This is a genomic window from Pontibacter chitinilyticus, from assembly GCF_039748935.1.
In the GTDB taxonomy this organism is placed as follows: Bacteria; Bacteroidota; Bacteroidia; order Cytophagales; family Hymenobacteraceae; genus Pontibacter; species Pontibacter chitinilyticus.
Genome location: NZ_JBDIZJ010000011.1, coordinates 109,384 through 133,233 on the forward strand (window position 1 = coordinate 109,384; position 23,850 = coordinate 133,233).

The following is a 23,850-nucleotide window of genomic DNA, read 5'->3' on the forward strand; positions in this document are numbered from 1 at the left end:
AGTATATATTTGTAAAAATGCCCTACGCTGCAATGTATGTTGCAGGTAGGATAAACGTTATACTTGTAGTGCACTATTTCAAACCCATGTTTTTAGCGTCTCTTCACACCCTGTTTTCCACCCGGCGGCGCACTGCTGGCCTGCTGCTGGCATTTTGCTTTGCCTGGCTTACAATGTCTGCTTCTGCCGCTGCCCCCGACTATGTGGAAGAATACTACCCGGTCATTCACAAAGCGGAGATGGAGGTCATTTACCAGAACTATGCGGCTGCGCTGGCAGATTACCAGCTGGCTTTCTCTTCTGTGCCGTCGCCTTTTGCCCACGATTATTACAATGCAGCCATTTGTGCGCTGCTGCTGCAAAACGAAAAACAAGCCTACGAATACCTGAACAAACTGGTAGAAAAAGGCGTGAGCCTAGAGTACCTCAAACGGCAGCCGCTGCTCGACTCGCTAACAGGCACCCGGCAGTGGAAGAAGTTCAGGCGCAAGTATAAAAAACACCGCCGCACCTACCAAGAGCACATAAACCCCGACCTGCGCGCCGACTTAGACGAGCTTTATGCCCGTGACCAATACTTCCGGCAGGCACCAGGCGGCCTGCGTGTGTATGGCGACACGATCCGGAAAATAGAAGCGGCTAATGTGCAGAAACTGCTGGCGTGGGTAGCGCAGTACGGCTATCCCGGCGAGGACCTGATCGGGGTGGCTGATACGCTGGAACAGCTGCCGCGTTATACGGTGGTGATTCAGCGGCAGACCAAAGCCAGGAACGGGCATGATTTCACAACGGTACTGGACAGTGCTGTGCACCAGGGCCAACTGGCGCCAACCGCTGCTGCCTACTTACTGGAGCAGCAGGCGGGGCGCAGTACGTACGGTGCCAAAGCGCTGGTACGGGTAAACTGCAGTGCTTGTGAGGATGAAAAGGAAAAGCCGGCAGAGTTGGGACAATACCTGGTGGAAAGCAGGAGCAAGGCAGAGCGGAAGCAGATTGCCAGCAGGCGCAGGTCGCTGGGGCTGGAGCCGCTGGAGGATTACCGCATCAAGGCGCTGTACAGCCTCATCGACAACCGGTTTAAACTTGTAAATGACTGGGCTGTGGTCAACTATTACGTGCCTAGCAGCGAGGCAGCCTCTACCTTGATGGAGCGGCTAAAGACATTGCAGGAATCTCTACAGGAATAAGATAGGTGCTCAGTGTAGCATCAAAACAACGGGGCCAAGTATAGCTATACTTGGGCCCCGTTGTTTTGATGGTATAAGAGGTCAGGCTTTGGGTTGGTCGCTGCCGTAGGCTTCAATAGCGGCGCGCACACTGCCATACTTTTTAAGCAGCGCACCGGCCTCAGGGCGCGTTAGCTGTAGCTCATCCATCAGCATGCGGGTGCCGCGGTCTACCAGTTTCTTGTTCGAGAGCTGCATGTCCACCATCTTGTTGCCTTTTACGCGGCCCAGCTTTACCATGGTAGCCGTGGTGAGCATGTTCAGGGCGAGCTTCTGCCCGGTGCCGGCTTTCATGCGGGTGCTGCCCGTCAGAAATTCAGAGCCGGTCACTACTTCCACCGGAAGGTCGGCGGCAGCGGCTACAGCGCTTCCGCTATTACAAACAATGCAGCCCGTTAGTATGCCGTGGCTGCGGCAGGCATTCAGGCCGGCAATCACGTAAGGCGTTGTGCCCGATGCGGCAATGCCCACAACAATGTCCCGCTCGTTGATCTGGTGCGCCTGCAAGTCTTTCCAGGCTTGCTCCGTATCATCTTCAGCAAATTCTACTGCCTTCCGAATAGCTCCATCGCCTCCGGCTATAATGCCGACCACCATGCCATGGGGTACGCCAAAGGTCGGCGGGCACTCCGAAGCATCCAGTATACCCAGGCGGCCACTGGTGCCTGCCCCGATGTAAAAAAGGCGGCCTCCCTGCTGCAGATGCTCCACCGTTGCATTAATGAGTGCTTCCAGTTGCGGAATAGCTTTTTCGACTGCCAGCGGCACCGTTTTGTCTTCCCGGTTGATGTTCTCCAGCAGCTCCCGCACACTCATCTGCTCTAGTCTGTCGTAGTTGGAGGCTGATTCGGTTGTAGACACTTTTATCACGTTAGAATTAGAAATGATGAACAGGAAAAGGCGCAACTTTTACTGCGTGCAAGTATACTCGCAGCATTCCTTTCGCTGCCTTCTTCCTTTTCTTTAAAGGCGCTTACTGCTCGCCAATGGCGGCCAGCAGCTCCTGGTGGTACTGAATCAGGCCTTCGCTTGGGCTGGTGATCACCTTACCTACGTGGGCACCATACTTCTTGGCTACCTGCTGCAGCGCATCGGAGAAGTGGTACGCAATGGAGCCAACAAAGTGTATTGGCAGCTCTGTAAAGCCCTCATACTTGCTGACATGACGCTCAAAAAACTCCGCAAAGTTTTCATAGATCATCGCATGTATAACCGGGCTCTTGCGTTTGTCGAAGCAAAACTTGGCAAACGTAGCCAGGTAGGTGCTCGGCATGTCAGAGTAATACACGGAGTCCAGGATGCCGTCTTTGGTCAGGTTGTACGTGTTCTTCAGCGAAGTAGCCAACTCTTTGGGCAACTCGCGGTACAGGTACGCCCGGATCAGCATTTTGCCCAGGTATGCCCCACTGCCTTCGTCTCCCATCAAAAAGCCCAATGACGGTACATTGTCGGTGATGTTTTTGCCATCGTACAGGCAGGAGTTAGAGCCAGTACCCAGAATACAGGCAATGCCAGGCTCATGGCCGCAAAGGGCACGTGCTGCTGCCAGCAGGTCATGCTCTACGTGTGGCGTGCTGCTGGGGAAGGCTTTCCGCAGGGCCTGCTCTACGCGCAGGTTACGGTCTGGCGAGCTGCAGCCGGCACCATAATAGTAAATAACCTTGGGGTTCTTCTCTTTCAGGTTAGGGAGCAGCTCGTCCTCAAAAATAGTATAAATCTGGTCCGACTCCAGGTACTGCGGATTGATGCCAGCGGTAAAAACTTGTTCCAGTACGCCATTGGCGTCCATCATGCGCCAGTCAGTTTTAGTGGAGCCGCTATCAGCTATTAAAATCATAAGTATACTATGGTTTAGATGTGTGCAGGGCAAGTGGCGGTCCGCTATGGGCGGGCCATCATGTCCTTATACTTTATTTTCGGTAAAGTGATGCTTTTACAAGACCTACGGCCTCAAACTTATCAAAAACATGGGCATTGTGCGGTGCATCCTGCAGTTCTTCTGTTAAGTCCTGCCCCGCCCAATGTTCGTAGTGCCGGCCATTGCGCCACAACCGCGACTTCCGAACATCATAAATAATACCGCGGTAGGCGATCCAGATTTCGTCCCGATCCTGGCCATTGCGCAGGGCCAGCTGTTGCAGGGTGTATTCCGGCAGCCCGTCCACGTTTGCTTTGGTGCTAGACAAAGCAGTAAGCGTTAAAAAGAAACAACCGTGTGTAAGCTATACTTTGTGCCTGCACCTGTTGTGCTATACTTGTTATACTTTCCTGAATGCTCACCTTAAAACTATAATTATCCGATCCTGGCCTGTGTCATGATCCAGCGGTGCGGCACTTCGCCTTTGGTGGCCTGCACGTAATCATCGTAGCTGCACGGAATAATGTGGCTGCCCTTGTCGCTGCCAGACAGCGGCTCTACCTCCAGCCACCATTTTTCGCTCTGCCTGCTTTTATAAAACACCATGCGGTCCGGCGTATCGTTAAAAGCTACCGCATACTTGGTAAATTGCGTGCTGTTAAACTGCAGCTCGTTTTTGCGGTGGTAGTATCCTTCGATAAAGTACCAGATCATGGTGGCAATGGTCATCGCCGTCAGCTCCCGCTCGTCCAGTTCCGGTTGGTATTCATAGATGCCAAGTGATGTCAGCGTATCGTTCAGGCCGGCATACCAGCAGATCTGGCAGGCTTCCTCGCCGGTGAGCCCAAAAGGGTTGGCTGGTTCGTAGCCGGGTGCGTCCTGGTGTCTGATAGCCGAGATGTCGAAGGTTAGCAGGTCGGCTATGCGTACCACCGGCTCCATTTCCTGCACATTCCGGTGTACCTCGCCCACTCTAAAAGCCTCAAAATGCATCTTCTCCAGGGTGCCCATTACCTCCGGCTCCACCAGGTACGACTGGTAACCGATCTGGCCAAGGCTGAACAGGTAATTGGGCTCGTGCATAAGTATCTGGCGCAGCTGCTTTTTATGGGGCATTGCCTCCATGTCCTGCGTCATGTCTACGCTGCTATCCACAGTAACCATATTCACGGCCCGCTCCAGGTGCTCGTAACCCAGGTACTGGCCATACTCCAAATCCTGAGATCCCCCGATAATAACCGGAATGGTGTTGTGGGAGATCAGCAACTCCACAATCTCTTTGAGGCGCAGGTAGGTGTCCTCCAGCGTAATACCAGGGCGCAAATTGCCCAGGTCTACCAGCTGGCAGCGCCCGGCACCTTTGGTCAGGTTATACAGCTTCCGGCGCACTGCACGTGCCGGTGCTTCAGCGGCAGCCTGTGCTGCGGTGGCCTCTGCCTGGCGGCCACGGACCTCGTTTATACCGATCAGCGCAATATCAGCCCCGCGCCAGTCCGGGAACTGACTTACAAAACGGCTGGTATAGGCCCCCAGGGTGCGTGGCTTGTTAAAGGTAGCAAACACATCCTCGTTCAGGGGCTCAAAAAATATCGCTAGATTCATGTGGTATTGGCTGAGAAGCCAAAAATAATAAAAATACAGCAGCAATAAAGGCTATCCGTATACTTGGGTTACATTTGCCGCCTGCACATGCTAAATATAAAGCCTGGGGGATATTTATACTTAACCGGAATGGCAGAATTTAAAAAAAATAGCTAAAATGCGTTAAAATATACCTACACCAGCCCTTATTTCCGTTATTTTAAGCTTAACTATACATTTTCTGAGCCTTATACCGCATGACTATTAGCCGTACGTTTGATTTGCTTCCCTACCAGCTGCAGCACTACCCGCAGCCAGACTGCCTGGCTGCCAAGGTAAATGGCACCTGGAAGACCTACAGCACGCAGGACGTGCAGAACAAGGTTAACCTGCTGAGTCTGGGTCTTCTGAAGCTTGGCATACACCGCAACGACAAGGTGGCGATCATCTCGTTTAACCGCCCGGAGTGGGTGCTGGCCGACTTTGGCATTCAGCAGATCGGGGCTATCAGCGTGCCCATGTACCCTACCATTACGGTGGAGGACTACCGCTATATTTTTGAAGATGCAGAAGTGAAGATCATCTTTGTGGCCGATAGCAACCTTTACAACAAAGTAGTGGCAGCAACGGAGGGCATGTCGGGCGTGCAGCACATCTATACCTTCGACCATGTGCAGGGCGCAAAGCATTGGACAGAAGTGCTGGAGCTGGGCACGAAGGGAGAGGTGCAGCAACTGGAGCCGCTGAAAGCCCAGGTGCAGCCAGACGATACGCTAACGATTATTTATACTTCAGGCACCACCGGCAACCCGAAAGGCGTCATGCTGACGCACCGCAACCTGGTGAGCAACTTTACAGGTGCTATGCCTTATGTGCCGGTTAATGAGCACCACCGGGCGCTAAGTTTTCTGCCGCTCTGTCACATTTTTGAGCGCATGTTGCTGTATTTATACTTCCGGGTTGGGGTGTCTATCTACTATGCCGAAAGTATAGAGTTGGTAGCCGAAAACCTGAAGGAGGTAAAGCCGCATGTATTTACCACGGTGCCACGCCTGCTTGAAAAGATATACGACAGGATTGTGGCAACTGGTATGGAACTGACCGGCGCCAAGCGCAAGCTGTTTTTCTGGGCGCTGGAGCTGGGCCTGAAGTATGACACGCAAAAAGACCAGGGCTGGTGGTACAACCAGCAGCTGGCGCTGGCCAATAAGATTATTTTCAGCAAATGGCGGGAGGCTTTGGGAGGTAATGTGCGGGCAATTGTATCGGGTGGCGCAGCGCTGCAGCCCCGTCTGGCGCGGGTGTTCTGGGCGGCTAACATCCGGGTAATGGAGGGGTATGGCCTGACCGAAACCTCGCCTGTTATTACTGTGAACCGCTATGAGCCGGAGCACAATGTGATCGGCACCGTAGGGATGACCATTGATGAAGTGGAGATAAAGATAGCTGAAACCGATGGCGAGATCCTGACGCGTGGCCCGCACGTGATGAAGGGGTATTATAAAAAGCCTGAGCTGACGGCAGAGGTGATCGACAAGGAAGGCTGGTTTCATACCGGCGATATCGGAGAACTGGTGCAGGGCAAATACCTGAAGATCACCGATCGGAAGAAAGAAATGATCAAGACCTCGGGTGGCAAGTATGTGGCACCCCAGCCGATCGAAAATAAGCTGAAAGAGTCAGTGGTGATTGAGCAGGCCATGGTGGTAGGGGAAGGGGAGAAGTATGCTGCGGCATTGATCGTTCCTTCGTTTGTCGGCCTGCAGGATTGGTGCAACCACAAAGGCATTCCGTACACGACAGATGCTGAGATGCTCACCAACCCGGAAGTGCTGGATAAGTATCACAGGGAGGTTTTAAAGGCCAATGAAGGCCTGGCCCAGTATGAGACGGTTAAAAAGTTCAGGCTGCTGCCGAGCTTATGGACCGTGGAAACCGGTGAGCTCACGCCAACCCTAAAGGTGAAGCGCAAGATCATCACCTCCAACTATAAAGATGTGATCGAAAGCATGTACAAGCATTAGGATGCCTGAACTAAGAATGGAGCTAAAATTTATACTTGAACAAGAAGATGTTCAGGCCTTTAACAAACATTACTTTCGTAAAAAAACATCTTTCATCCAGAAACATCTAAAGTGGTTACTCTTTGCCGTATACCTGATATATATGCTTTCAACGCTTAAAAGACCTGTATCTGAAGAAATTCTAGATTGGGGAAATTGGGTTATACTTCTGCTTTCAATTGGAGTGTTCAGCATGATTGGAGTCAGAAGCAAAAGGCTTACGAAGAGAAATGTCACTAAAATGGTTAAAGAGTACCCCAACATGGTTGGTGAACGCCAGGTTGCTTTTTTAGATGATGTAATTATATATATAACAGAAAGGTCCAAAACCGAGTTTAAGTACACTTCCTTCCTTAATTATGAGGAGACAGCTGAATATTTTGTGCTTTATCTGACCAAGCAAAATGCGATTATTATACCAAAAAGGGCTTTTGATAATAATGAGCACATTGATGCATTAGCCAGGATGTTTAAAGAGAGGATGCAGCAAATTCCCAGCAGCCAAGTAAGCTAAAGAACAAGCCTGCTCCTTTCTAAGACCTCGCAGTGTCTTTTCCACCTGTAAGTGTCTGGTTGCTGTGGCCGTTTGCTATATAGCAGAATAAATACTCAGACGCTCATCGGTTTTATTAAAAATATAAGGTATGGATAACAAAAATCCCTTTCCACTCCGGAAAGGGATTTTTGTTTAACCCTTCTTTCAAACCACTACTCATCCCTTCCGGTAACCCGCGGACGTAATCTGACTATTCACGTATGAATATTATGCATGCAGCGAAAATAATTTCCAATTTAGTATGCAAGCATAACATTATTTTTTATATTTGGTATATAGCAACAGGAGTACATGAAGCCCGAAGAAACAGTAGACTATAACTTTAAAGTGTGTTGGCATGCCATCGCACGGATGTATAACACCGAAGCAGCCAAGAACGACATCACGACCTCCATCGGGTTTGTGTTGCTCAACATAGACCAGGAGAAAGGAACACCTGCCACTAAAATTGCGCCGCTGCTGGGCCTGGAAGCACGCAGCCTCACCCGCATCCTGAAAAGTATGGAAGAGCAGGGCTTGATCTATAAGGTATCGGACCCGAACGACAAGCGGCTGGTACGCATCTTCCTGACAGAAAAAGGACTGGAGAAGAAGGAGGTGTCGCGGCTCACGGTAAAACATTTTAACCATAAAGTGCGCCAGCAACTACCCGAAGACGAGCTCGAGGTGTTCTTTAAAGTATGCAGTCGCATTCAGGGCATGATCGAAAACAAAGAAATCTTTAAAACCACATAGACAACCATAGCTATTCTATGAAAAGAATCATTAAAAAGGTAGCGGTGCTGGGCTCCGGTGTGATGGGTTCGCGCATTGCCTGCCACTTCGCCAACATCGGGGTGCAGGTGCTGCTACTCGATATAGTACCAAAAGAACTTTTGCCGGACGAAGAGAAGAAGGGGCTAACGCTGGAGAGCAAAGCCGTACGCAACCGCCTGGTAAATGGGCACCTGCAGGCCGCTATTGCCTCCAATCCGTCGCCCCTCTATCGCAAGTCGGACGCTCGTCTGATCCAGACGGGCAACTTTGAAGATAATATGAAAGATATTGCCACGGCCGACTGGACAATAGAAGTGGTGGTGGAGAACCTGAAAGTAAAGAAACTGGTGTATGATCAGGTGGAGCAGTTCCGCAAGCCGGGCACGCTTATTACCTCCAACACCTCCGGCATTCCGATTCATTTAATGGCGGAAGGGCGCTCCGAAGATTTCAGAAAACACTTCTGCGGTACCCACTTCTTTAACCCGCCCCGCTATCTTAAGCTGCTGGAGATTATCCCGACGCCAGATACAGACAGAGAAGTAGTCGATTTCCTGCTGCACTACGGCGATCTATACTTGGGCAAGACTACGGTGTTGGCCAAAGACACACCTGCTTTCATCGCCAACCGCGTGGGCATCTACGGCATCATGCAGACGCTGCAGTCGATGCAGAAGTATGGCCTGACGATAGATGAGGTGGACAAGATCACCGGGCCAGTGGTGGGCCGCGCCAAGTCGGCTACTTTCCGAACATTGGATGTAGTGGGCTTAGATACGACCGTAAACGTGGCCAATGGCTTGTACCAGGCCGGAGAGAACGACGAGTCGCGCGAGCTGTTCCGGATTCCGGACTACGTGCAAAAAATGGTGGAAAACAAATGGCTGGGGGATAAAACCGGGCAGGGCTTCTACAAAAAGACCAAAGATGCCAGCGGCAAAACCGAGATCCTGACGCTGGACCTGAACACCATGGAATACGGGCCGAAGCAGAAGGTGAAGTTCCAGAGTATGGAAGCGCTCAAGCCCATTGACGACCTGAAGAAGCGCATCAAAGCCTTCTCGCAGCAAACCGATAAAGCCGCCCAGTTCTTCAACGACACGCTATTTGGCTTGTTCCAGTACGTGAGCAACCGTATTCCGGAAATTTCGGATGAGCTGTATAGAATAGACGACGCCCTGCGTGCTGGCTTTGGCTGGGAACTGGGGCCGTTCGAGTATTGGGATGCCATTGGTGCCCGCGAAGGTGTACAGCGCATGATTGAAGCGGGCTATCAGCCGGCAGCCTGGGTAACCGACATGCTGGAGCGCCAGAACGAATCTTTCTATATCGTGGAAAACGGCACCCGCCGCTACTATGATATTCAAACAAAACAGTATAAAGCCATACCTGGTGCTGAGAACTTCATTATCCTGGAGAACCTCCGCGACAGCAAAACAGTGTGGCAAAACAGCGGCGTGAGCCTGATCGACCTGGGAGATGGCATTCTGAACATTGAGTTTCATTCAAAAATGAACACGATGGGCGGCGATGTGATCGCTGGCCTGAACAAAGGAATCGATCTGGCAGAAAAAGAATTCCGCGGTGTGGTAGTAGGCAATGATGCCGCGAATTTCTCGGCAGGTGCCAACCTGGCGCTGGTATACATGTCTGCCCTGGAGCAGGAGTATGATGAGATCAACTTCATGATCAAGCAGTTCCAGGACACCATGATGCGCATGCGCTACTCGGCTATTCCGGTAGTAGGTGCGCCACACGGCATGGCCCTGGGCGGTGGCTGCGAGCTGAACCTGCATTGCGACCACGTGCAGATGGCGGCTGAAACCTACATGGGCCTGGTGGAGTTCGGCGTAGGCCTGATTCCCGGCGGCGGCGGCACCAAAGAAATGACGTTGCGTGCTTCTGATGCCTACACTGAAGGCGACATCGAATACAACGACCTGAAGAACGCTTACCTGACCATCGGTATGGCCAAAGTATCCACCTCAGCCAAAGAGGCGATCGACTTAGGCTATATGCGCAAGAGCGATGGCATCACCATCAACAGCACCCGTTTGCTAGCCGATGCCAAGGCACAAGCCATACTGCTGGCGGAGGCAGGCTACACCAGGCCAGTGCAGCGCACCAACATCAAAGTGCAGGGCAAAGGCGGACTGGCCATGTTCTACACCGGAGCGAACGCCATGTATAGCGGCCGCTATATCTCTGAGCATGATAAGAAGATATCGCACAAGCTGGCCTGGGTGATGTGTGGCGGCGACTTGTCGGAGCCAACAGAAGTAAGCGAGCAGTACCTGCTGGACCTAGAGCGCGAAGCTTTTCTGTCGTTGACAGGCGAGCGCAAAACGCTGGAGCGCATTCAGAGCATCCTCACCACCGGCAAGCCGCTGCGAAATTAAAGTGGAAGTATAACAGCTTGACGTTACCTTTTGTTATCCTGTAAAGATCTTGGTGGAAGTGAGGTTAAGCCTTAGCTATAGCGCATGAAAAGCCACAATTACTTCGTCTACATCATCACTAATCCCGGCAAAACTGTGCTTTACGTGGGAGTGACAAATGATTTAGTAATAAGGCTAGAACAGCATAAAGCCAACAGAGCAGGTCGGAGACCTTCGCCGGCCGCTACTACTGCTATCAACTCCTATATTATAAGCGCCATACTTATGTACAGCACGCAATAAAGCGGGAGAAGGAGCTGAAACTGTTGAGTCGTGAACAGAAAATGAAGTTGATCAAGAGGGAAATCCATACCTGGGGTTTCTAAAGTTGGATGATTAAACAAGGGCTTAACCTCCCCTTTACAAGATGAAAAATGAAGAGTATGGCTGAAAGATTAAATAGGTTCTACTTTAGTATTAAACCACTTCACTGTCATTCTGAAAGAAACTTGTTTGAAGGAGGTGAAGCAGAACTAGTTCTAAAGAACCTTCTGGAGCTTTACTCAAGATGACAAACAGAATATAAAGTATAGTCGATAGTATAAACTGTAAAAGAGCATCAAGATGAACAATGCATATATCGTAGCCGGATTTCGAAGCGCCGTGGGCAAGGCTCCGCGTGGGGTTTTCCGGTTCATGCGGCCCGATGACCTGGCTGCGGATGTTATCAAACATTTAGTGGAAGCTGTGCCGAGCCTGGACCCGGAACGTGTGGATGATCTGATCGTCGGAAACGCAGTGCCGGAAGCAGAGCAGGGTTTGCAGATCGGTCGTATGATCTCGCTGCTAGCGCTGCCTATGTCCGTTTCGGGTATGACGGTGAACCGCTATTGCGGCTCCGGCCTCGAAACCATCGCCATTGCAGCCAATCGCATTCAGGCAGGTATGGCCGAGTGTATCATCGCAGGTGGAACGGAGTCTATGTCGATGGTGCCAACAGCTGGCTGGAAAACAGCACCTAACTATAAAATCGCCAGCAAAAATCCGGACTGGTACCTGAGCATGGGCTTAACGGCAGAGGCTGTAGCCAAGGATTACAATGTTTCACGTGAAGACCAGGATGAGTTTGCTTTAAAATCGCACCAGAAAGCATTGAATGCACTGGCAGAGGGCTACTTTAAAGATCAGATCGTGCCGATAACAGTAGAGCAGACCTATGTGGACGAAAACGGCAAAAGGAAAACCCGCTCTTATTTGGTAGATACCGACGAAGGTCCCCGGGCGGATACCTCGTTGGATAAGTTGGCGAAGCTAAAGCCGGTGTTTGCAGCAGGCGGCACCGTAACCGCTGGTAACTCTTCACAAACGTCAGATGGCGCCGCCTTTGTGCTGGTGATGAGTGAGAAGATGGTGAAGGAGCTGAACCTGGAGCCGATCGCACGCCTGGTAAGCTATGCCACCGGTGGCGTGGATCCGCGCATCATGGGTATGGGCCCGATCGCGGCTGTGCCGAAAGCGCTGAAGCAGGCCGGCATGACGCTGAACGACATCGACCTGATCGAAATGAACGAGGCCTTTGCGGCGCAGTCCATCGCCGTAATGCGCCACCTGGATTTTGACCCGGACAAGCTGAACGTGAACGGCGGTGCCATCGCGCTCGGTCACCCGCTGGGTTGTTCCGGCGCCAAACTTAGCATCAAGCAATTCCACGAGTTGCGCCGCTTAGGCAAGAAGTATGGCCTGGTAACAGCCTGCGTTGGTGGCGGCCAAGGCGTAGCCGGCGTTTACGAGTTACTGAAGTAGATAATCTAAAAACATTAATAGGAGCTGTTATGGCAAATACAACAGAAAACAAAACCACTGCCATTAAAGGTGGTGAGTTCCTGATAAAAGAAACAAGTCCGCAGGATGTATTTATACCTGCCGAGTTCAGTGAAGAGCAGCACATGATGGCGCAAACCTGCCTTGATTTTGTGCAGGACGAAGTAAATCCGCTGCTCGATCGCCTGGATGCCCATGAAGAGGGCCTGATGGAGAACCTGATGAAAAAAGCAGGCGAACTGGGCTTATTTGCAGTATCTATTCCGGAGCAGTACGGCGGCCTGAACATGGACTTTAACACGGCCCTGCTGGTAACAGAATCTGTTGGTGGTGGCCATTCGTTTCCGGTCGCTTTTGCGGCGCACACGGGCATCGGCACGCTGCCAATTTTATACTTCGGCACCGAGGAGCAGAAGGCAAAGTATATTCCCAAGCTGGTGAGCGGCGAATGGATGTCGTCTTACTGCCTCACAGAGCCAGGCTCCGGTTCTGACGCATTGGCTGCGAAAACAAAAGCGGTGCTGAACGAAGCTGGTACACATTACGTCCTCAACGGCCAGAAAATGTGGATCACCAACGCCGGTTTTGCTGATGTGTTCATCGTGTTTGCGCAGGTGGACGGCGACAAGTTCACCGGCTTCATTGTGGAGAAAGGCTATCCGGGCCTGAGCCTCGGCAACGAAGAGCATAAGATGGGCATCAAAGGGTCATCTACCCGCCAGGTGTTCTTCTCCGACTGTCAGGTGCCGAAAGAGAACGTGCTGGGCCAGATCGGTAAAGGCCATTTGATCGCTTTCAACATCCTGAACATTGGTCGTATCAAACTAGGCGCTGCCACGCTGGGCGCAGCTAAAAAGGTTGCTAACCTGTCGGTGAAGTATGCTAACGAGCGCTACCAGTTCAAGCTGCCGATCTCTAAATTTGGCGCGATCAAGCACAAACTGGCAGAGCAGGCGATCCGCATTTATGGCATAGAATCGGCGCTGTACCGCGCGGGTATGGATATTTACCGGATGGAGCAGGAACTGCTGGCAGCTGGCAAAGGCGAAAATGAGGCGCTGCTAGGTGCTGCACGCGAGTTTGCCGTGGAGTGCGCCATGCTGAAAGTAGAAGGCTCTGAGGTGCTGGATTACGTGGTGGACGAAGGCGTGCAGATCTACGGTGGCTATGGCTTCTCGGCCGATTACCCCATGGACCGTGCCTACCGCGACTCCCGCATCAACCGCATCTTTGAAGGCACCAACGAGATCAACCGCATGTTGACCGTGGACATGATCCTGAAAAAGGCGATGAGCGGCGAACTGGACCTGATGGGTCCTGCCCAGGCCGTGCAGCAGGAACTGATGGCCATTCCGGACTTCGGGGCCGAAGACGAAGGCTTGTTTGCCGCAGAGCATAAAGCCATCAAAAACCTGAAAAAGGCGATCTTGATGGTAGCCGGCACGGCCGTGCAGAAGTATATGAATTCGCTGGCCAAAGAGCAGGAAATCCTAATGCATATTGCTGATATGGCTATCAAGACCTATACGGCTGAGTCGGTGCTGCTGCGCGTGGAGAAACTGGTAGGAATGAAAGGCGAGGAAGCCGTGGCACAGGAGCTGGACATTATGCGCGTAACCATGAACGACGCCGTAGACAGTACCTTTATTGCTGGTAAAGACGCCATTGCCGCGATGACGGAAGGCGATGAGCAGCGCCTGTTGTTCATGGGCCTGAAGCGCTTCACGAAGAAAGACCTGTACAACACCAAAGAAGCCCGCCGTCGCATTGCTGCCAAGCTGATCGAGGCGAACGGATACGCCTATTGATTATCTGACAATTTATACTTCAGGAAAGGCTGCCGCTGTTTTAGTGGCAGCCTTTTTTTTGGGCTTTTATAGGGTCTAGTCGCGGCTTATCCCTACAAGTATACTTGCCGCGGCGCTACTTGATTATAATGTGACTTAAGCGCAGGCCATTTGCTTTTTTGCTGGGGCGCACCACGGTCACAATGTCCTTGTCGGCGAGCCAGGCGGTGAAGTCCTTTACATAGGCAAGTTCTTTGTCGTTGGCTACGTTCAGGCCGATAGCTTTGGCAGTTGTTGCTTCGCCATTGCTGGTGTTTAGCTGGCGCAGGAACAGGTCATACTTGCCATTGAGGTTCTCCAGCGTTAGCAGGTTTAAGGTGTTGCCGTTGAGGTAAGCACTATACGAGATGCCACTGAAGCCTTCGTTGTTCGGCGCTTTCTGGTACTTCATCAGTACCGAGTTCCAGGACCTGTTCATAAACTCGTCGTAAGCAAACAGGTGCAGCTCGCGTGCAAAGTAGGGCGAGGTGTCGCCCCCTTCCATATACTTCTTCTCCGCCAGCACCACCAGCTTTTTCTCCGGCGTCAGGAAGAGGTCTGAGAGGTAGATATCCTCCAGGCGGTTGGGTTTGGTGCTGCCGCTTTTATCCAGGGCATTTACTTTCGCGAGGTACTCCGGCGTAAACTTAAACTGCTCGGCAAACACCATGTCTTTGGCCTCGAAATCGAACCGTACGGCCTTCAGGCTGTAGTACTTGCCCGACTTCTCGTCTGCGGTGAGCACCGCACCATACAGGGTGCCGTTGGGCATCAGCTTAAACCTGGAGTCGAGGATGTATACTTTCTGCCCGTCAAAAACACCGCCTACCAGCACCGTCATCACCTTTGCCTCGGGACTTTTGGGGCTGTACCGGCGCACCGTCAGGCGGTTCATGTTGTCGGAAATGAGGCAGATGTACTGCTCGCCGCTGTTGCTCACCTGCACATCTGCACTAAGTATGCCCGGCTCATCGGTGAGGTTATACTTGGTTTCCTGCAGTTTCTGCAGGTTGCCATCGTATAGAATACCGTCAATGTCGCGGATGTGGAAGCTGGCATCGGTGTGATAGCGGTAGGCCAGCAACCGGCTGCCATCTTCAGAGGAGGCTATACTGGCCCGTCGACTTTTAGCGGGCGCTTCCAGCAGTAGCACCCGTTCCTGCAGCTGCCCGTTGCTGAGACTGATGCGGTAACCATAAAGCAGTTGCGAGCCCTGGCCGTTGTCGCGGCGCGTCACCACAACGGCGGCATCCTGGTTGGCCACAAAGGCATCTACAGTTTCTGTCGGCACTAGGTCTATGGCCGTCTCCCATGCCTTGTCCAATTCCTTGTTATACTTCGCCACGGTGTATTTTCCTTCACTTTGGCGACTCAGAATCACAAAGGCATCCTGGCTAAGCGGAATGGTTTTGTGGGTGATCCGTTGGTTATAATGATCTTCCGACGCATCAGAAAAAAACGAGAAAGCAACAGAAGCCTTGGTTTTGGACTGCGCCCGCAGCGCCAAAGGCAGCACCAGCGCAAACAGGAAAAGGAGTGAAGTTAAGGTCAGCTTTTTCACAAGTATAAATCGGGTAAGATGTAGGGTTGTGTATGTTTCTGATGCCGGTGGCAGCGGAAGAATAGTAAAGATCTTTTAAGGTAGTTTCGCGTGGAACCTTCTATAACTGTGTTCCTAACGCTGCCAACGCCTTTTCAGGTATGGCAAGTTAAATGCTTTGAAAGGGAATACCTTTGCTGCACTTAAATTTTGTAGAAAAGAAAGCAAGATTTGACAGCAGAACACCACAGGAGGCGGTACAAAACGAAATTATGCAAGTATAAGCGCTGCAAAAGTAAAGGTTTAGCTGATGCGGCTCCAGTTTACCGTATTGACGCTCAGCGACTGAATATGGCGCCGGATGTTAGCATTCTGCGCCTGCTCCAGCTGTGCGTCTGCTTCCAGTACCCGCTGCGCCGCCGCCCGCGCCTCCTGCAAAATGGGGGCGTCTTTGGCTAAATCCGAAATCAGCAGGTCCAGCACACCGCTTTGCTGCGTACCCATCAGATCACCGGGGCCGCGTAGTTTCAGGTCGATGTCGGCGATCTCAAAGCCGTTGTTGGTGCGCACCATCGTCTCGAGCCGTGTTTTGCTGTCCTTGCTCAGCTTGTAGCCCGTCATCAGGATGCAGTAACTCTGCTCGGCGCCCCGGCCCACACGCCCACGCAGCTGGTGCAACTGCGACAAGCCAAAGCGCTCGGCACTCTCGATCACCATCACCGAGGCATTCGGCACGTTCACGCCCACTTCAATCACCGTGGTCGCCACCATAATCTGCGTCTCGTGCTTCACAAAGCGCTGCATCTCATAGTCTTTGTCCTGCGCCTTCATTTTGCCGTGCACCATACTTACCTTAAACTCCGGAAACGCCCGCTTCACGCTCTCGTAGCCGTCCATCAAATCCTTGTAGTTCTCCATCTGCTCCGATTCTTCAATGAGCGGGTACACAATGTATACCTGCCGCCCAAGTTTGATCTGGTCGCGGATAAACTGGAACACGCGCAGGCGGTGCGAGTCGAAGCGATGCACGGTTACGATCTCTTTCCGGCCCGCCGGCAGCTCGTCGACCACCGATACATCCAGGTCGCCGTACAGCGTCATGGCCAGCGTGCGCGGAATTGGAGTGGCCGTCATCACAAGTACATGCGGAATCACGCGCGGGTTTTTGCGCCATAGTTTGGAACGCTGCTCTACGCCGAAGCGGTGCTGTTCGTCCACGATGCACAGCCCCAGGTTCTGGAACTGCACCACGTCCTCCAGCAGCGCATGCGTACCCACAATCATTTTCATCTCGCCGGAGCGGAGTTGCTCGTGCAGCACTTTCCGTTCGCTGGCTTTGGTGGAGCCGGTCAGTTTACCAAGAAGTATGCCCAAACTGTCGGCAAACTTCTTCAGGCCCACATAGTGCTGGTCGGCCAAAATCTCGGTCGGCGCCATCAGCACCGACTGCGCCCCGTTGTCGGCAGCGATGAGCATGGTGATGAAAGCCACAATGGTTTTGCCGGAGCCCACATCGCCCTGCAGCAGGCGGTTCATCTGCTTGCCGGCCGTCAAATCGCCGTATATTTCCTTCACCACCCGCTTCTGCGCATTGGTGAGGTCAAAGGTCATGTGGTTCTTATAGAATTCGGTGAGCGTGGGCACCTGGTTAAACACCTGCCCCTTCAGGTCGGCCTTGCGCACGAGCTTCTGCCGGAACAGCCGCAACTGGATGTAAAACAGCTCCTCGAACTTGAGCCTAAAAGTGGCCGCCTTATACTTCTCCGCCGACTCTGGAAAGTGGATGTTGAGCAGCGCGTTGCGCTTGTCCATCAGCCGGTAGTGGTCCACCAACTCCTCCGAGAGCGACTCCTGCACCTGCGGCAGCGCCACCTTCAGCAGGTGTTCCATCATTTTGCTGATGACTTTGCTGTCGATGCGGTGGGCCTTCAGCTTTTCGGTGGTGTGGTACACGGGCTGCAGAAAAGAAGTTGTCTGTTTCTCTTCGGCCAGTTCCTCCAGCTCGGGGTGCGCCATACTAAACCTGCCGTTAAATGCGGTAGGCTTGCCAAACACGATGTAGTCGGTGTGGTTTTTCAGCGTCTTCTGCATCCACTTCACCCCTTTAAACCATACCAGCTCCAGCTGGTCGCCGTTCTCATCCACCAACGTGGCCGCCAGGCGCTGCTTGCGCCCTTCACCCAGCACCTCTTTGCCCCGGATGCGGCCGCGCACCTGCACATAAGGCATACTTTCGTCCAGTTCGGCCACTTTGTAGAACTGCGTGCGGTCGAGGTAGCGGAACGGGTAGTGCTGGATGAGGTCGCCGTAGGTGAACATGTTGAGCTCTTTCTGCAACAGCTCCGCCCGCATTGGCCCTACGCCTTTCAGGTACTCCAGCTTTGTATGGAAAAAGTTGCTCAAGGCTTTTGCTCAGGGTTCAAGGTTAAGTATGGCAAGTATAGATGACAAAAATAAGCAAAAGCCCCGACAGGTGTAAGTGCTGCCGGGGCTTTATACTTGGTATCGCGGTGGGTTGTTAAAAAGAAGTATTGGCTATAAGACCCACCTCTTATTCCATTAATCGCCACTAGATACATAAATATACTTCTGAGGGCGGCCCTTCATACTTCTCCATTGCTTAGATCCTTGCCTACCGGTATTAACTTCTTCAAAGCTAAAGTGGCTACTTAGGTTAGCAGTCTCAAAATAACCGGTGAACCCATATATCTTTATATTCCCGTTAGTAGATGAAAGTAGGACTTCATAAACACCATCCCACCCGGAATAAACAGGATGTACAAAGCTTTTGTAATCGCCCATTTATTGTACTTACCTGCAGTAAGGTAAGTATATTTTCCGCTAAAAATGCTGCTGTATTCTATCTTGGTAACATAGGTGTTATCAGGAGAAAGCTTAGAATAGGTGAAATTATACTTTGGAATGATAATATACACCACTAGTATAGCCGCAATTGCAGGGACTACATATTTTGAGTCGAAGTACTTATTGTTCATCATACCCTATTCCTGATGCTATCCTTTCTAACAAGTTGTCTCGCCCAGACACTCACAGGTCTGAAAGACACTGTGAGGTCGAGCCGTTACTTTTTCTCCTGCCACTGCAGCGTGTTCAGCAGGTGCACGATGTCCTTTTTGACGTACTCGATGACCGGGGCTAGGGAGTCGTTTTGGGTGGCGGTGTTGAAGTATAAGGCACCGCGCAGGAAGTGTTTGGTGGAGTCGGTGACGTAGAACTGGAACTGGCTGGGCACCTCGCCGGTCAGCTCAAATACGGAGGCCACATCGCCTGTAGGCGTTTTGATTTCCGATTCTTCGATTGAGTAGGCTTTGATCTGGTGCTTGGCCGTGAGTTTGCGGGAGTCTTCAATCAGGCTGTTCAGCATTTTGCTGTTGTGATCGAGGTCCTTGTACGTCAGCTGCACGTTGGCGCCCAATGAGGGGTAAATCACGTTGATCCAGTGCGGCTGCGCAATGCGCGAGGAGTCGGGCCGGACTTTAGCGTACTTTGAGTACTCAAACGTATAGGGATGCTGCCCTTCTAGCTGCTGGTAGGCGGCGGCGGGCAGGTCAATGCGGTTGTAGCCTTTGGGCTTGGGCGTATACTCGGCGCTACAGGCAGCCACGGCCGTAGCCAGGCTTACCCACAAAAATACTTTCAGCTTAGCTAACTTTATGGTACTGTTCTTTTTTAGTGGCAACATTTATCTTCACACGTTTTACGCGCTTTGAGTCCGCCGACTCTACCGTAAAATAGAAACGGCCATAAGTGGCGGTTTCACCTGTGCGCGGTATGCGCGAGAACAGCGCCAGCATCAGGCCAGCCACTGTCTCATTATCGCCTTTCACCTCGTTGAAGGCATCAAAGGGCACCTCCGTTATTTTACAGAAGTCGTGCAGCGAGGTCTTGCCATCAAAGATATAAGTATTTTCGTCGAGTTGGGAATAGATGATATCATCGTCGTCATCAAACTCATCGTTGATCTCCCCTACAATCTCCTCCACAATATCCTCCATGGTTAGCAGGCCGGAGGTGGTGCCATACTCATTCACCACTACAGCCATGTGCACGTGCTTTTCCTGAAAGTCTTTGAAGAGGTCGGAGATACGCTTGGTTTCAGGCACAAAGAAAGGCGGGCGCACCAACGCCTGCCAGTTAAAAGCAGGACCTTCGTCCAGATGCGACAGCAGGTCTTTGATGTATAGGATGCCTTCGATCTTATCCGTACTCTCGGTATACACGGGTATGCGCGAGTAGCCCCATTTCACAATGGAGGGAAGCAGCTCGGGTAAGGTAGCCTGCATACTAAAGGCTTCAATATCGATGCGCGGCCGCATGATCTGCTTTACTGTGATAGAACCAAAATTGACTACGCCACGCAAGATGCGCCGCTCTTCCGGCGACGACTCCTCGTTGGTCAGAGCAACATCCAGGCTGTGGTGCAGGTCTTTAATGGTGTGGTTGTAGCCCTGAATCATGTAATGCCGCTCAATGTAGCCGCTAATGCCCAGCAGCAGCCACGATACCGGGCTGGTGATAGTTTGCAGCGCCCGCAGGTAGGGAGCAGTGCGTCGAGCAATGTCGAGGCGTTTTTTCTGGGCATATACTTTCGGCAGCACTTCGCCACAGAACACAATGAAAAAAGTAGCCAGCAACACACAACCGGCCAGCGCACCGGCCGGTAAGGCCATTACGCCAAACAGCTGCCAGGCCACATAAGCAAACAGCGTAATGATACTAACGTTAATGGCGTTGTTTAGAACCAGGATATTGGTAAGAAGCTTGCGGGGGGTCTGCAGGAGGCTGTAGACCAGCTGCTCCGGCTTTCTGGTGCTGGTTTTGCACCGCGCTATTTCCTGCTCACTAAGCGAGAAAAAAGCTGCCTCTGCCCCCGAAGTGAGGGCAGAGAGCAGCAGTAGGAGGAAGCCCGCCAGTATGGCGGCTACATATTCTATCCTGAGTAATGAGAATCCGTTTTGTAGTAGTTGAAGTAAACTATAACTCAGGGGGTCACCGGAATCTATACTGTCCAAGATCAATAAATTAAGTTAAACATAGGTTAGAACGGCAGATCGTCCGGCTCGTCGTTCTGGAAAGCCGAAGCGTTGCCTGCAGCAGCTGTTGCACCGCCACCGCTAAAGCTGCTTGCCGATGAGGAGGAGGCAGACTGCTGCTCCTGGAAGTTGCTGCTGTTGCCGTTATCGCCGCGGCCGCCGAGCATAGTCATGTTGTCGGCCACAATTTCAGTGCTGTAACGCTGCACACCATCCTTGTCCTGGTAGTTATTCGTGCGGATCTTTCCTTCAATGTATACCGACTGGCCTTTGCGAAGGTACTTTTCAGCTACTTCGGCGAGACCACGCCACAGCACAACATTATGCCATTCGGTGCGCTCCTGCTTGTTGCCACTCTTGTCTTTAAAAGATTCAGAGGTAGCGATAGGGAAACGCGCTACCGCTACGCCGCCTTCCAGGTGACGCACTTCCGGGTCTTTGCCCAGATTTCCTACAAGGATTACTTTGTTTACACTTGCCATGGTTTCTAAGATAATATTAAAGTTATTTGGGCTACTCCAACAACCAAGCTGGAGGCAATATGGCTTACTGAATCAGATAATGCTTTGCCAGCAAAATTAGTTTCAGTCTATAAATATACTAAAATCTTAGCATCTTTCAAATAGCTATTTATAAGAATTGGCTTTGGTAATTCCTCTATTTTTTCAACGTTGTAAAGGTGCAGGCGGGTTTCCTGTGCTATCTTTTCACTTAAACGATTTTGTAGCCTGAAAGTGTAAAACCGGGCCGTTATTTTCTGATGACTGAGCACGTGTTTGTAGTCTTTGCGGGGTAGCTGCAGCTGGGCTTCCTGCACCGGAATACCTGCCGCTGTCAGCTCCTGAAGCAGGGCCTCCGTACTCAGGTTTTTATCCGGGCTCTCGTACAGATAAAAATCATAAAGCCCCTGCCAAATATCGCCTTCCAGCCGCTTGCGCAGGTAAAAGGCGCCTTCCAGCTCAAATACGATGTAGTGGAAGTAGCGGGGCCGCGCTGCCTTGGCCTTCGCCTTGACCGGCAGTTCCTGTACCATGCCATGGGTAAAAGCAAAGCAGCTTTGCTGCAGTGGGCAGAACATGCAGTCCGGCATTACGGGTGTGCACTGGATGGCACCAAATTCCATAATAGCCTGGTTGTAAGTATCCGGCGCGTCGGCGGGCACCAGCTGGTCGGCCAATTGCTGGAAAACCTTGCGCGAGGCAGGGGCTGCAATATCTTCTGAAAGGCCGAATACGCGTGCCAGCACCCGGAACACATTGCCATCGAGCACCGCCACCTGCTCCCGGAAGGCAAAGGCGGCAATGGCAGCGGCCGTATAGCTGCCAACGCCTTTCAGGTTAAGGAGCTCTGCATAGGTAGCCGGAAAGTGGCCGTTATACTTGCTGACTACCAACTGTGCAGTGTGGTGCATGTTGCGAGCCCGGGAGTAATAGCCCAGCCCCTGCCACAGGCGCAGCACCTCATCTTCGGGCGCCACAGCCAGGTCCTGCACGGTGGGGTAAGCCGCTACAAATTTCTGATAGTAGGGCAGGCCCTGCGCCACACGCGTCTGCTGCAGAATCACCTCCGAGAGCCAGATAAAGTAGGGGTTAGTAGTGTCGCGCCAAGGCAGGGCACGCTTGTGCCGGTCGTACCACTGCAGCAAGGTGGTGGCAAAATGGGTATGATCTGACGGTTGTGCAGGTTGCATAAAGATGTTTATACGTGTAGCTAAAAACAGGAGCTTTGTTGAACAGGCAAACAGCTGTTTTGTTATCGCTAACTTAAAAAGCAGGCCGATAAGGTTATACTTACCTACTGGCCTGCTTTTATACTTGTGCCTGGCTATCGAGAGCTACAGCTGTATCCCGAATTTCTTGCCTAGCGCTTCCAGGTCGCGGGCTACGGGCTCCAGCAACGGGATGCCTTTTTTCAGGCGTTTATCTGTCATCTCACGCTCCGGGTCACCGGGAATCAGCACGGCTTTCTCGTCTGGCTTTACCTTGGCGCTACGGAACGCTTCGATCCACTTATCCATGTGCTCTTTAAACTCGTCGGCTGGCCGGAAAGCATCAATACGCATAGCACCTAAAAAATGGCCGATGCCTTCGCCTACCGGATCTTCGGGCAGTGGCAAAAAGCTAACGAACGGCGGCACCCACGGCCCATAGTTGGCTCCCGACAATACAGCAGAGAAGATATCCACGATGGCACCTAGGGCATAGCCTTTGTGGCTGCCGTGTGTTTTGTCGCTGCCCAGCGGCAGCAAAGCGCCTCCTTCTTTCAGCTCATGCGCATTGGTCGAGCGGTCGCCGCTGGCCGTTTGAATCCAGCCGACAGGCGCTTTCTTGTTCTTGCGCTGCAGGATTTCCAGCTTGCCATTGGCAGCAGAGGCAGTGGCAAAGTCTGCTACAAAGGGCGGCTGCTTCAGCGTCGGGATCGCCACGGCTATGGGGTTGGTGCCCAGCATGCGGTCTACGGAGTGGGTGGGGGCTACCAGCGGCGAGGCGTTCGTCATGGCAATACCGATCATATCAGATGAAAGGGCTTCCATGGCGTGGTAGCCGGCAATACCAAAGTGGTTCGAGTTCTTTACCGACACCCAGCCTGTGCCTACCTGGTTTGCCTTATCAATGGCGATGTCCATGGCGCGGGGCGCAATTACCAAGCCGAGACCGCGGTCGCCGTCTACGGTGGCGGTGCTGGGGGTCTGGTGTACGATGCGCAGCTGTGGCTTTACGTTAATGCGGCCAGCTTCCCACAGGCGCACATAGCCGCTCAGGCGGGCTACGCCATGCGAGTCTACCCCGCGCAGGTCTGCTTCCAGCAGCACCTCGGCGGCAAGTTTGGCGTCTTCGGCTGGGCATCCCATTCTCAGAAACACCTCCTGCGTGAAATCAAAGAGTTGTGTGTATGGATACATAGGTTCTGTTTTCGGCCGGTGCAGAAAAGCTGCGCTGGCGTATGAACGGTTTATACTAGAGTTACTTAGCAGCAGATAACATCAATAAGGCCGCTGCACTGCGGTGCCGGGGCATCTTTTCCTGGATCACACATAGCGTATTTAGCCTTTGTAAGCCGGCCATTGTGCTAATCGCCTGGTTCCTAATGCCCGGCAGTGGCAGTTGTCAATTTTAGGCTGAAAGCTGCTGCAAGGGCAGCAAATTAAGAAATTCTATCGCCAATGCCTCGGCTTCTGCACAGCTTTACAA

The 23,850-nt window shown here is 52.2% G+C and carries 20 protein-coding genes; 8 read left to right on the forward strand and 12 right to left on the reverse strand.

Annotated features, from left to right (window positions below; all coding sequences use genetic code 11):
* Positions 1 to 86 precede the first annotated feature (86 nt).
* The gene (locus ABDW72_RS15930; RefSeq protein ID WP_347159589.1) at positions 87 to 1,187 is read left to right on the forward strand and encodes a hypothetical protein; all 1,101 of its coding nucleotides are present in this window, start codon (positions 87 to 89) and stop codon (positions 1,185 to 1,187) included.
* 81 nt (positions 1,188 to 1,268) lie between these two features.
* Here ABDW72_RS15930 and murQ read toward each other — a convergent pair whose 3' ends face one another.
* The 4 genes from murQ to ABDW72_RS15950 all read right to left on the reverse strand — a co-directional run bounded on the left by murQ (position 1,269) and on the right by ABDW72_RS15950 (position 4,686).
* Entirely contained in the window at positions 1,269 to 2,087 is an 819-nt protein-coding gene (murQ, locus tag ABDW72_RS15935; protein WP_347159634.1) for an N-acetylmuramic acid 6-phosphate etherase, read from the reverse strand.
* 112 nt (positions 2,088 to 2,199) lie between these two features.
* A complete protein-coding gene (locus ABDW72_RS15940) occupies positions 2,200 to 3,063 on the reverse strand; it encodes a hypothetical protein (protein WP_347159590.1) in 864 nt (287 codons plus the stop codon).
* 73 nt (positions 3,064 to 3,136) lie between these two features.
* Positions 3,137 to 3,412, reverse strand: a complete 276-nt coding sequence (locus tag ABDW72_RS15945; protein ID WP_430438160.1) for a cytochrome b5 domain-containing protein — start codon at positions 3,410 to 3,412, stop codon at positions 3,137 to 3,139.
* 107 nt (positions 3,413 to 3,519) lie between these two features.
* Positions 3,520 to 4,686: a formimidoylglutamase gene (locus tag ABDW72_RS15950; RefSeq protein ID WP_347159591.1), complete on the reverse strand. Its 1,167-nt coding sequence runs from the start codon at positions 4,684 to 4,686 to the stop codon at positions 3,520 to 3,522.
* Between the two features lie 236 nt (positions 4,687 to 4,922).
* On the opposite strand from ABDW72_RS15950, the gene ABDW72_RS15955 reads away from it, so the two are divergent.
* The 7 genes from ABDW72_RS15955 to ABDW72_RS15985 all read left to right on the forward strand — a co-directional run bounded on the left by ABDW72_RS15955 (position 4,923) and on the right by ABDW72_RS15985 (position 14,047).
* A complete protein-coding gene (locus ABDW72_RS15955) occupies positions 4,923 to 6,689 on the forward strand; it encodes an AMP-dependent synthetase/ligase (RefSeq protein WP_347159592.1) in 1,767 nt (588 codons plus the stop codon).
* 1 nt (position 6,690) lies between these two features.
* Positions 6,691 to 7,242: a YcxB family protein gene (locus ABDW72_RS15960; RefSeq protein WP_347159593.1), complete on the forward strand. Its 552-nt coding sequence runs from the start codon at positions 6,691 to 6,693 to the stop codon at positions 7,240 to 7,242.
* Between the two features lie 333 nt (positions 7,243 to 7,575).
* A complete protein-coding gene (locus ABDW72_RS15965; RefSeq protein WP_347159594.1) occupies positions 7,576 to 8,019 on the forward strand; it encodes a MarR family winged helix-turn-helix transcriptional regulator in 444 nt (147 codons plus the stop codon).
* A gap of 17 nt (positions 8,020 to 8,036) precedes the next feature.
* Positions 8,037 to 10,439 carry a 3-hydroxyacyl-CoA dehydrogenase/enoyl-CoA hydratase family protein gene (locus tag ABDW72_RS15970; protein ID WP_347159595.1) on the forward strand — a complete coding sequence of 801 codons (2,403 nt, stop codon included), beginning with the start codon at positions 8,037 to 8,039 and terminating at the stop codon, positions 10,437 to 10,439.
* An 84-nt stretch (positions 10,440 to 10,523) separates the two neighbouring features.
* Positions 10,524 to 10,721 (forward strand): GIY-YIG nuclease family protein, encoded by a 198-nt coding sequence (locus ABDW72_RS15975; protein WP_430438161.1) that lies wholly within the window; start codon positions 10,524 to 10,526, stop codon positions 10,719 to 10,721.
* A 321-nt stretch (positions 10,722 to 11,042) separates the two neighbouring features.
* Complete coding sequence (locus ABDW72_RS15980; protein WP_347159596.1) at positions 11,043 to 12,221, forward strand: thiolase family protein; 1,179 nt, start codon at positions 11,043 to 11,045, stop codon at positions 12,219 to 12,221.
* A 29-nt stretch (positions 12,222 to 12,250) separates the two neighbouring features.
* On the forward strand, positions 12,251 to 14,047 hold the full coding sequence (locus tag ABDW72_RS15985) for an acyl-CoA dehydrogenase family protein (protein WP_347159597.1): 1,797 nt from the start codon (positions 12,251 to 12,253) through the stop codon (positions 14,045 to 14,047).
* 115 nt (positions 14,048 to 14,162) lie between these two features.
* Here the strand turns inward: ABDW72_RS15985 and ABDW72_RS15990 are convergent, their stop codons facing one another.
* From ABDW72_RS15990 to ABDW72_RS16025, 8 genes are all read right to left on the reverse strand, one after another.
* Complete coding sequence (locus tag ABDW72_RS15990; RefSeq protein ID WP_347159598.1) at positions 14,163 to 15,626, reverse strand: hypothetical protein; 1,464 nt, start codon at positions 15,624 to 15,626, stop codon at positions 14,163 to 14,165.
* A gap of 282 nt (positions 15,627 to 15,908) precedes the next feature.
* A complete protein-coding gene (gene recG / locus ABDW72_RS15995) occupies positions 15,909 to 18,008 on the reverse strand; it encodes an ATP-dependent DNA helicase RecG (RefSeq protein WP_347159599.1) in 2,100 nt (699 codons plus the stop codon).
* Positions 18,009 to 18,316: 308 nt separating this feature from the next.
* A complete protein-coding gene (locus ABDW72_RS16000) occupies positions 18,317 to 18,604 on the reverse strand; it encodes a hypothetical protein (RefSeq protein WP_347159600.1) in 288 nt (95 codons plus the stop codon).
* Between the two features lie 83 nt (positions 18,605 to 18,687).
* A complete protein-coding gene (gldD, locus tag ABDW72_RS16005) occupies positions 18,688 to 19,308 on the reverse strand; it encodes a gliding motility lipoprotein GldD (RefSeq protein ID WP_347159601.1) in 621 nt (206 codons plus the stop codon).
* Positions 19,268 to 20,638: a gliding motility-associated protein GldE gene (gene gldE / locus ABDW72_RS16010; protein ID WP_347159602.1), complete on the reverse strand. Its 1,371-nt coding sequence runs from the start codon at positions 20,636 to 20,638 to the stop codon at positions 19,268 to 19,270. Before gldE ends, gldD begins: the two co-directional genes overlap by 41 nt.
* Positions 20,639 to 20,664: 26 nt before the next feature.
* On the reverse strand, positions 20,665 to 21,141 hold the full coding sequence (locus ABDW72_RS16015) for a single-stranded DNA-binding protein (protein ID WP_347159603.1): 477 nt from the start codon (positions 21,139 to 21,141) through the stop codon (positions 20,665 to 20,667).
* A gap of 107 nt (positions 21,142 to 21,248) precedes the next feature.
* Positions 21,249 to 22,349 (reverse strand): A/G-specific adenine glycosylase, encoded by a 1,101-nt coding sequence (gene mutY, locus ABDW72_RS16020; protein WP_347159604.1) that lies wholly within the window; start codon positions 22,347 to 22,349, stop codon positions 21,249 to 21,251.
* 144 nt (positions 22,350 to 22,493) lie between these two features.
* Positions 22,494 to 23,561 carry an Ldh family oxidoreductase gene (locus ABDW72_RS16025; RefSeq protein WP_347159605.1) on the reverse strand — a complete coding sequence of 356 codons (1,068 nt, stop codon included), beginning with the start codon at positions 23,559 to 23,561 and terminating at the stop codon, positions 22,494 to 22,496.
* Positions 23,562 to 23,850 lie beyond the last annotated feature (289 nt).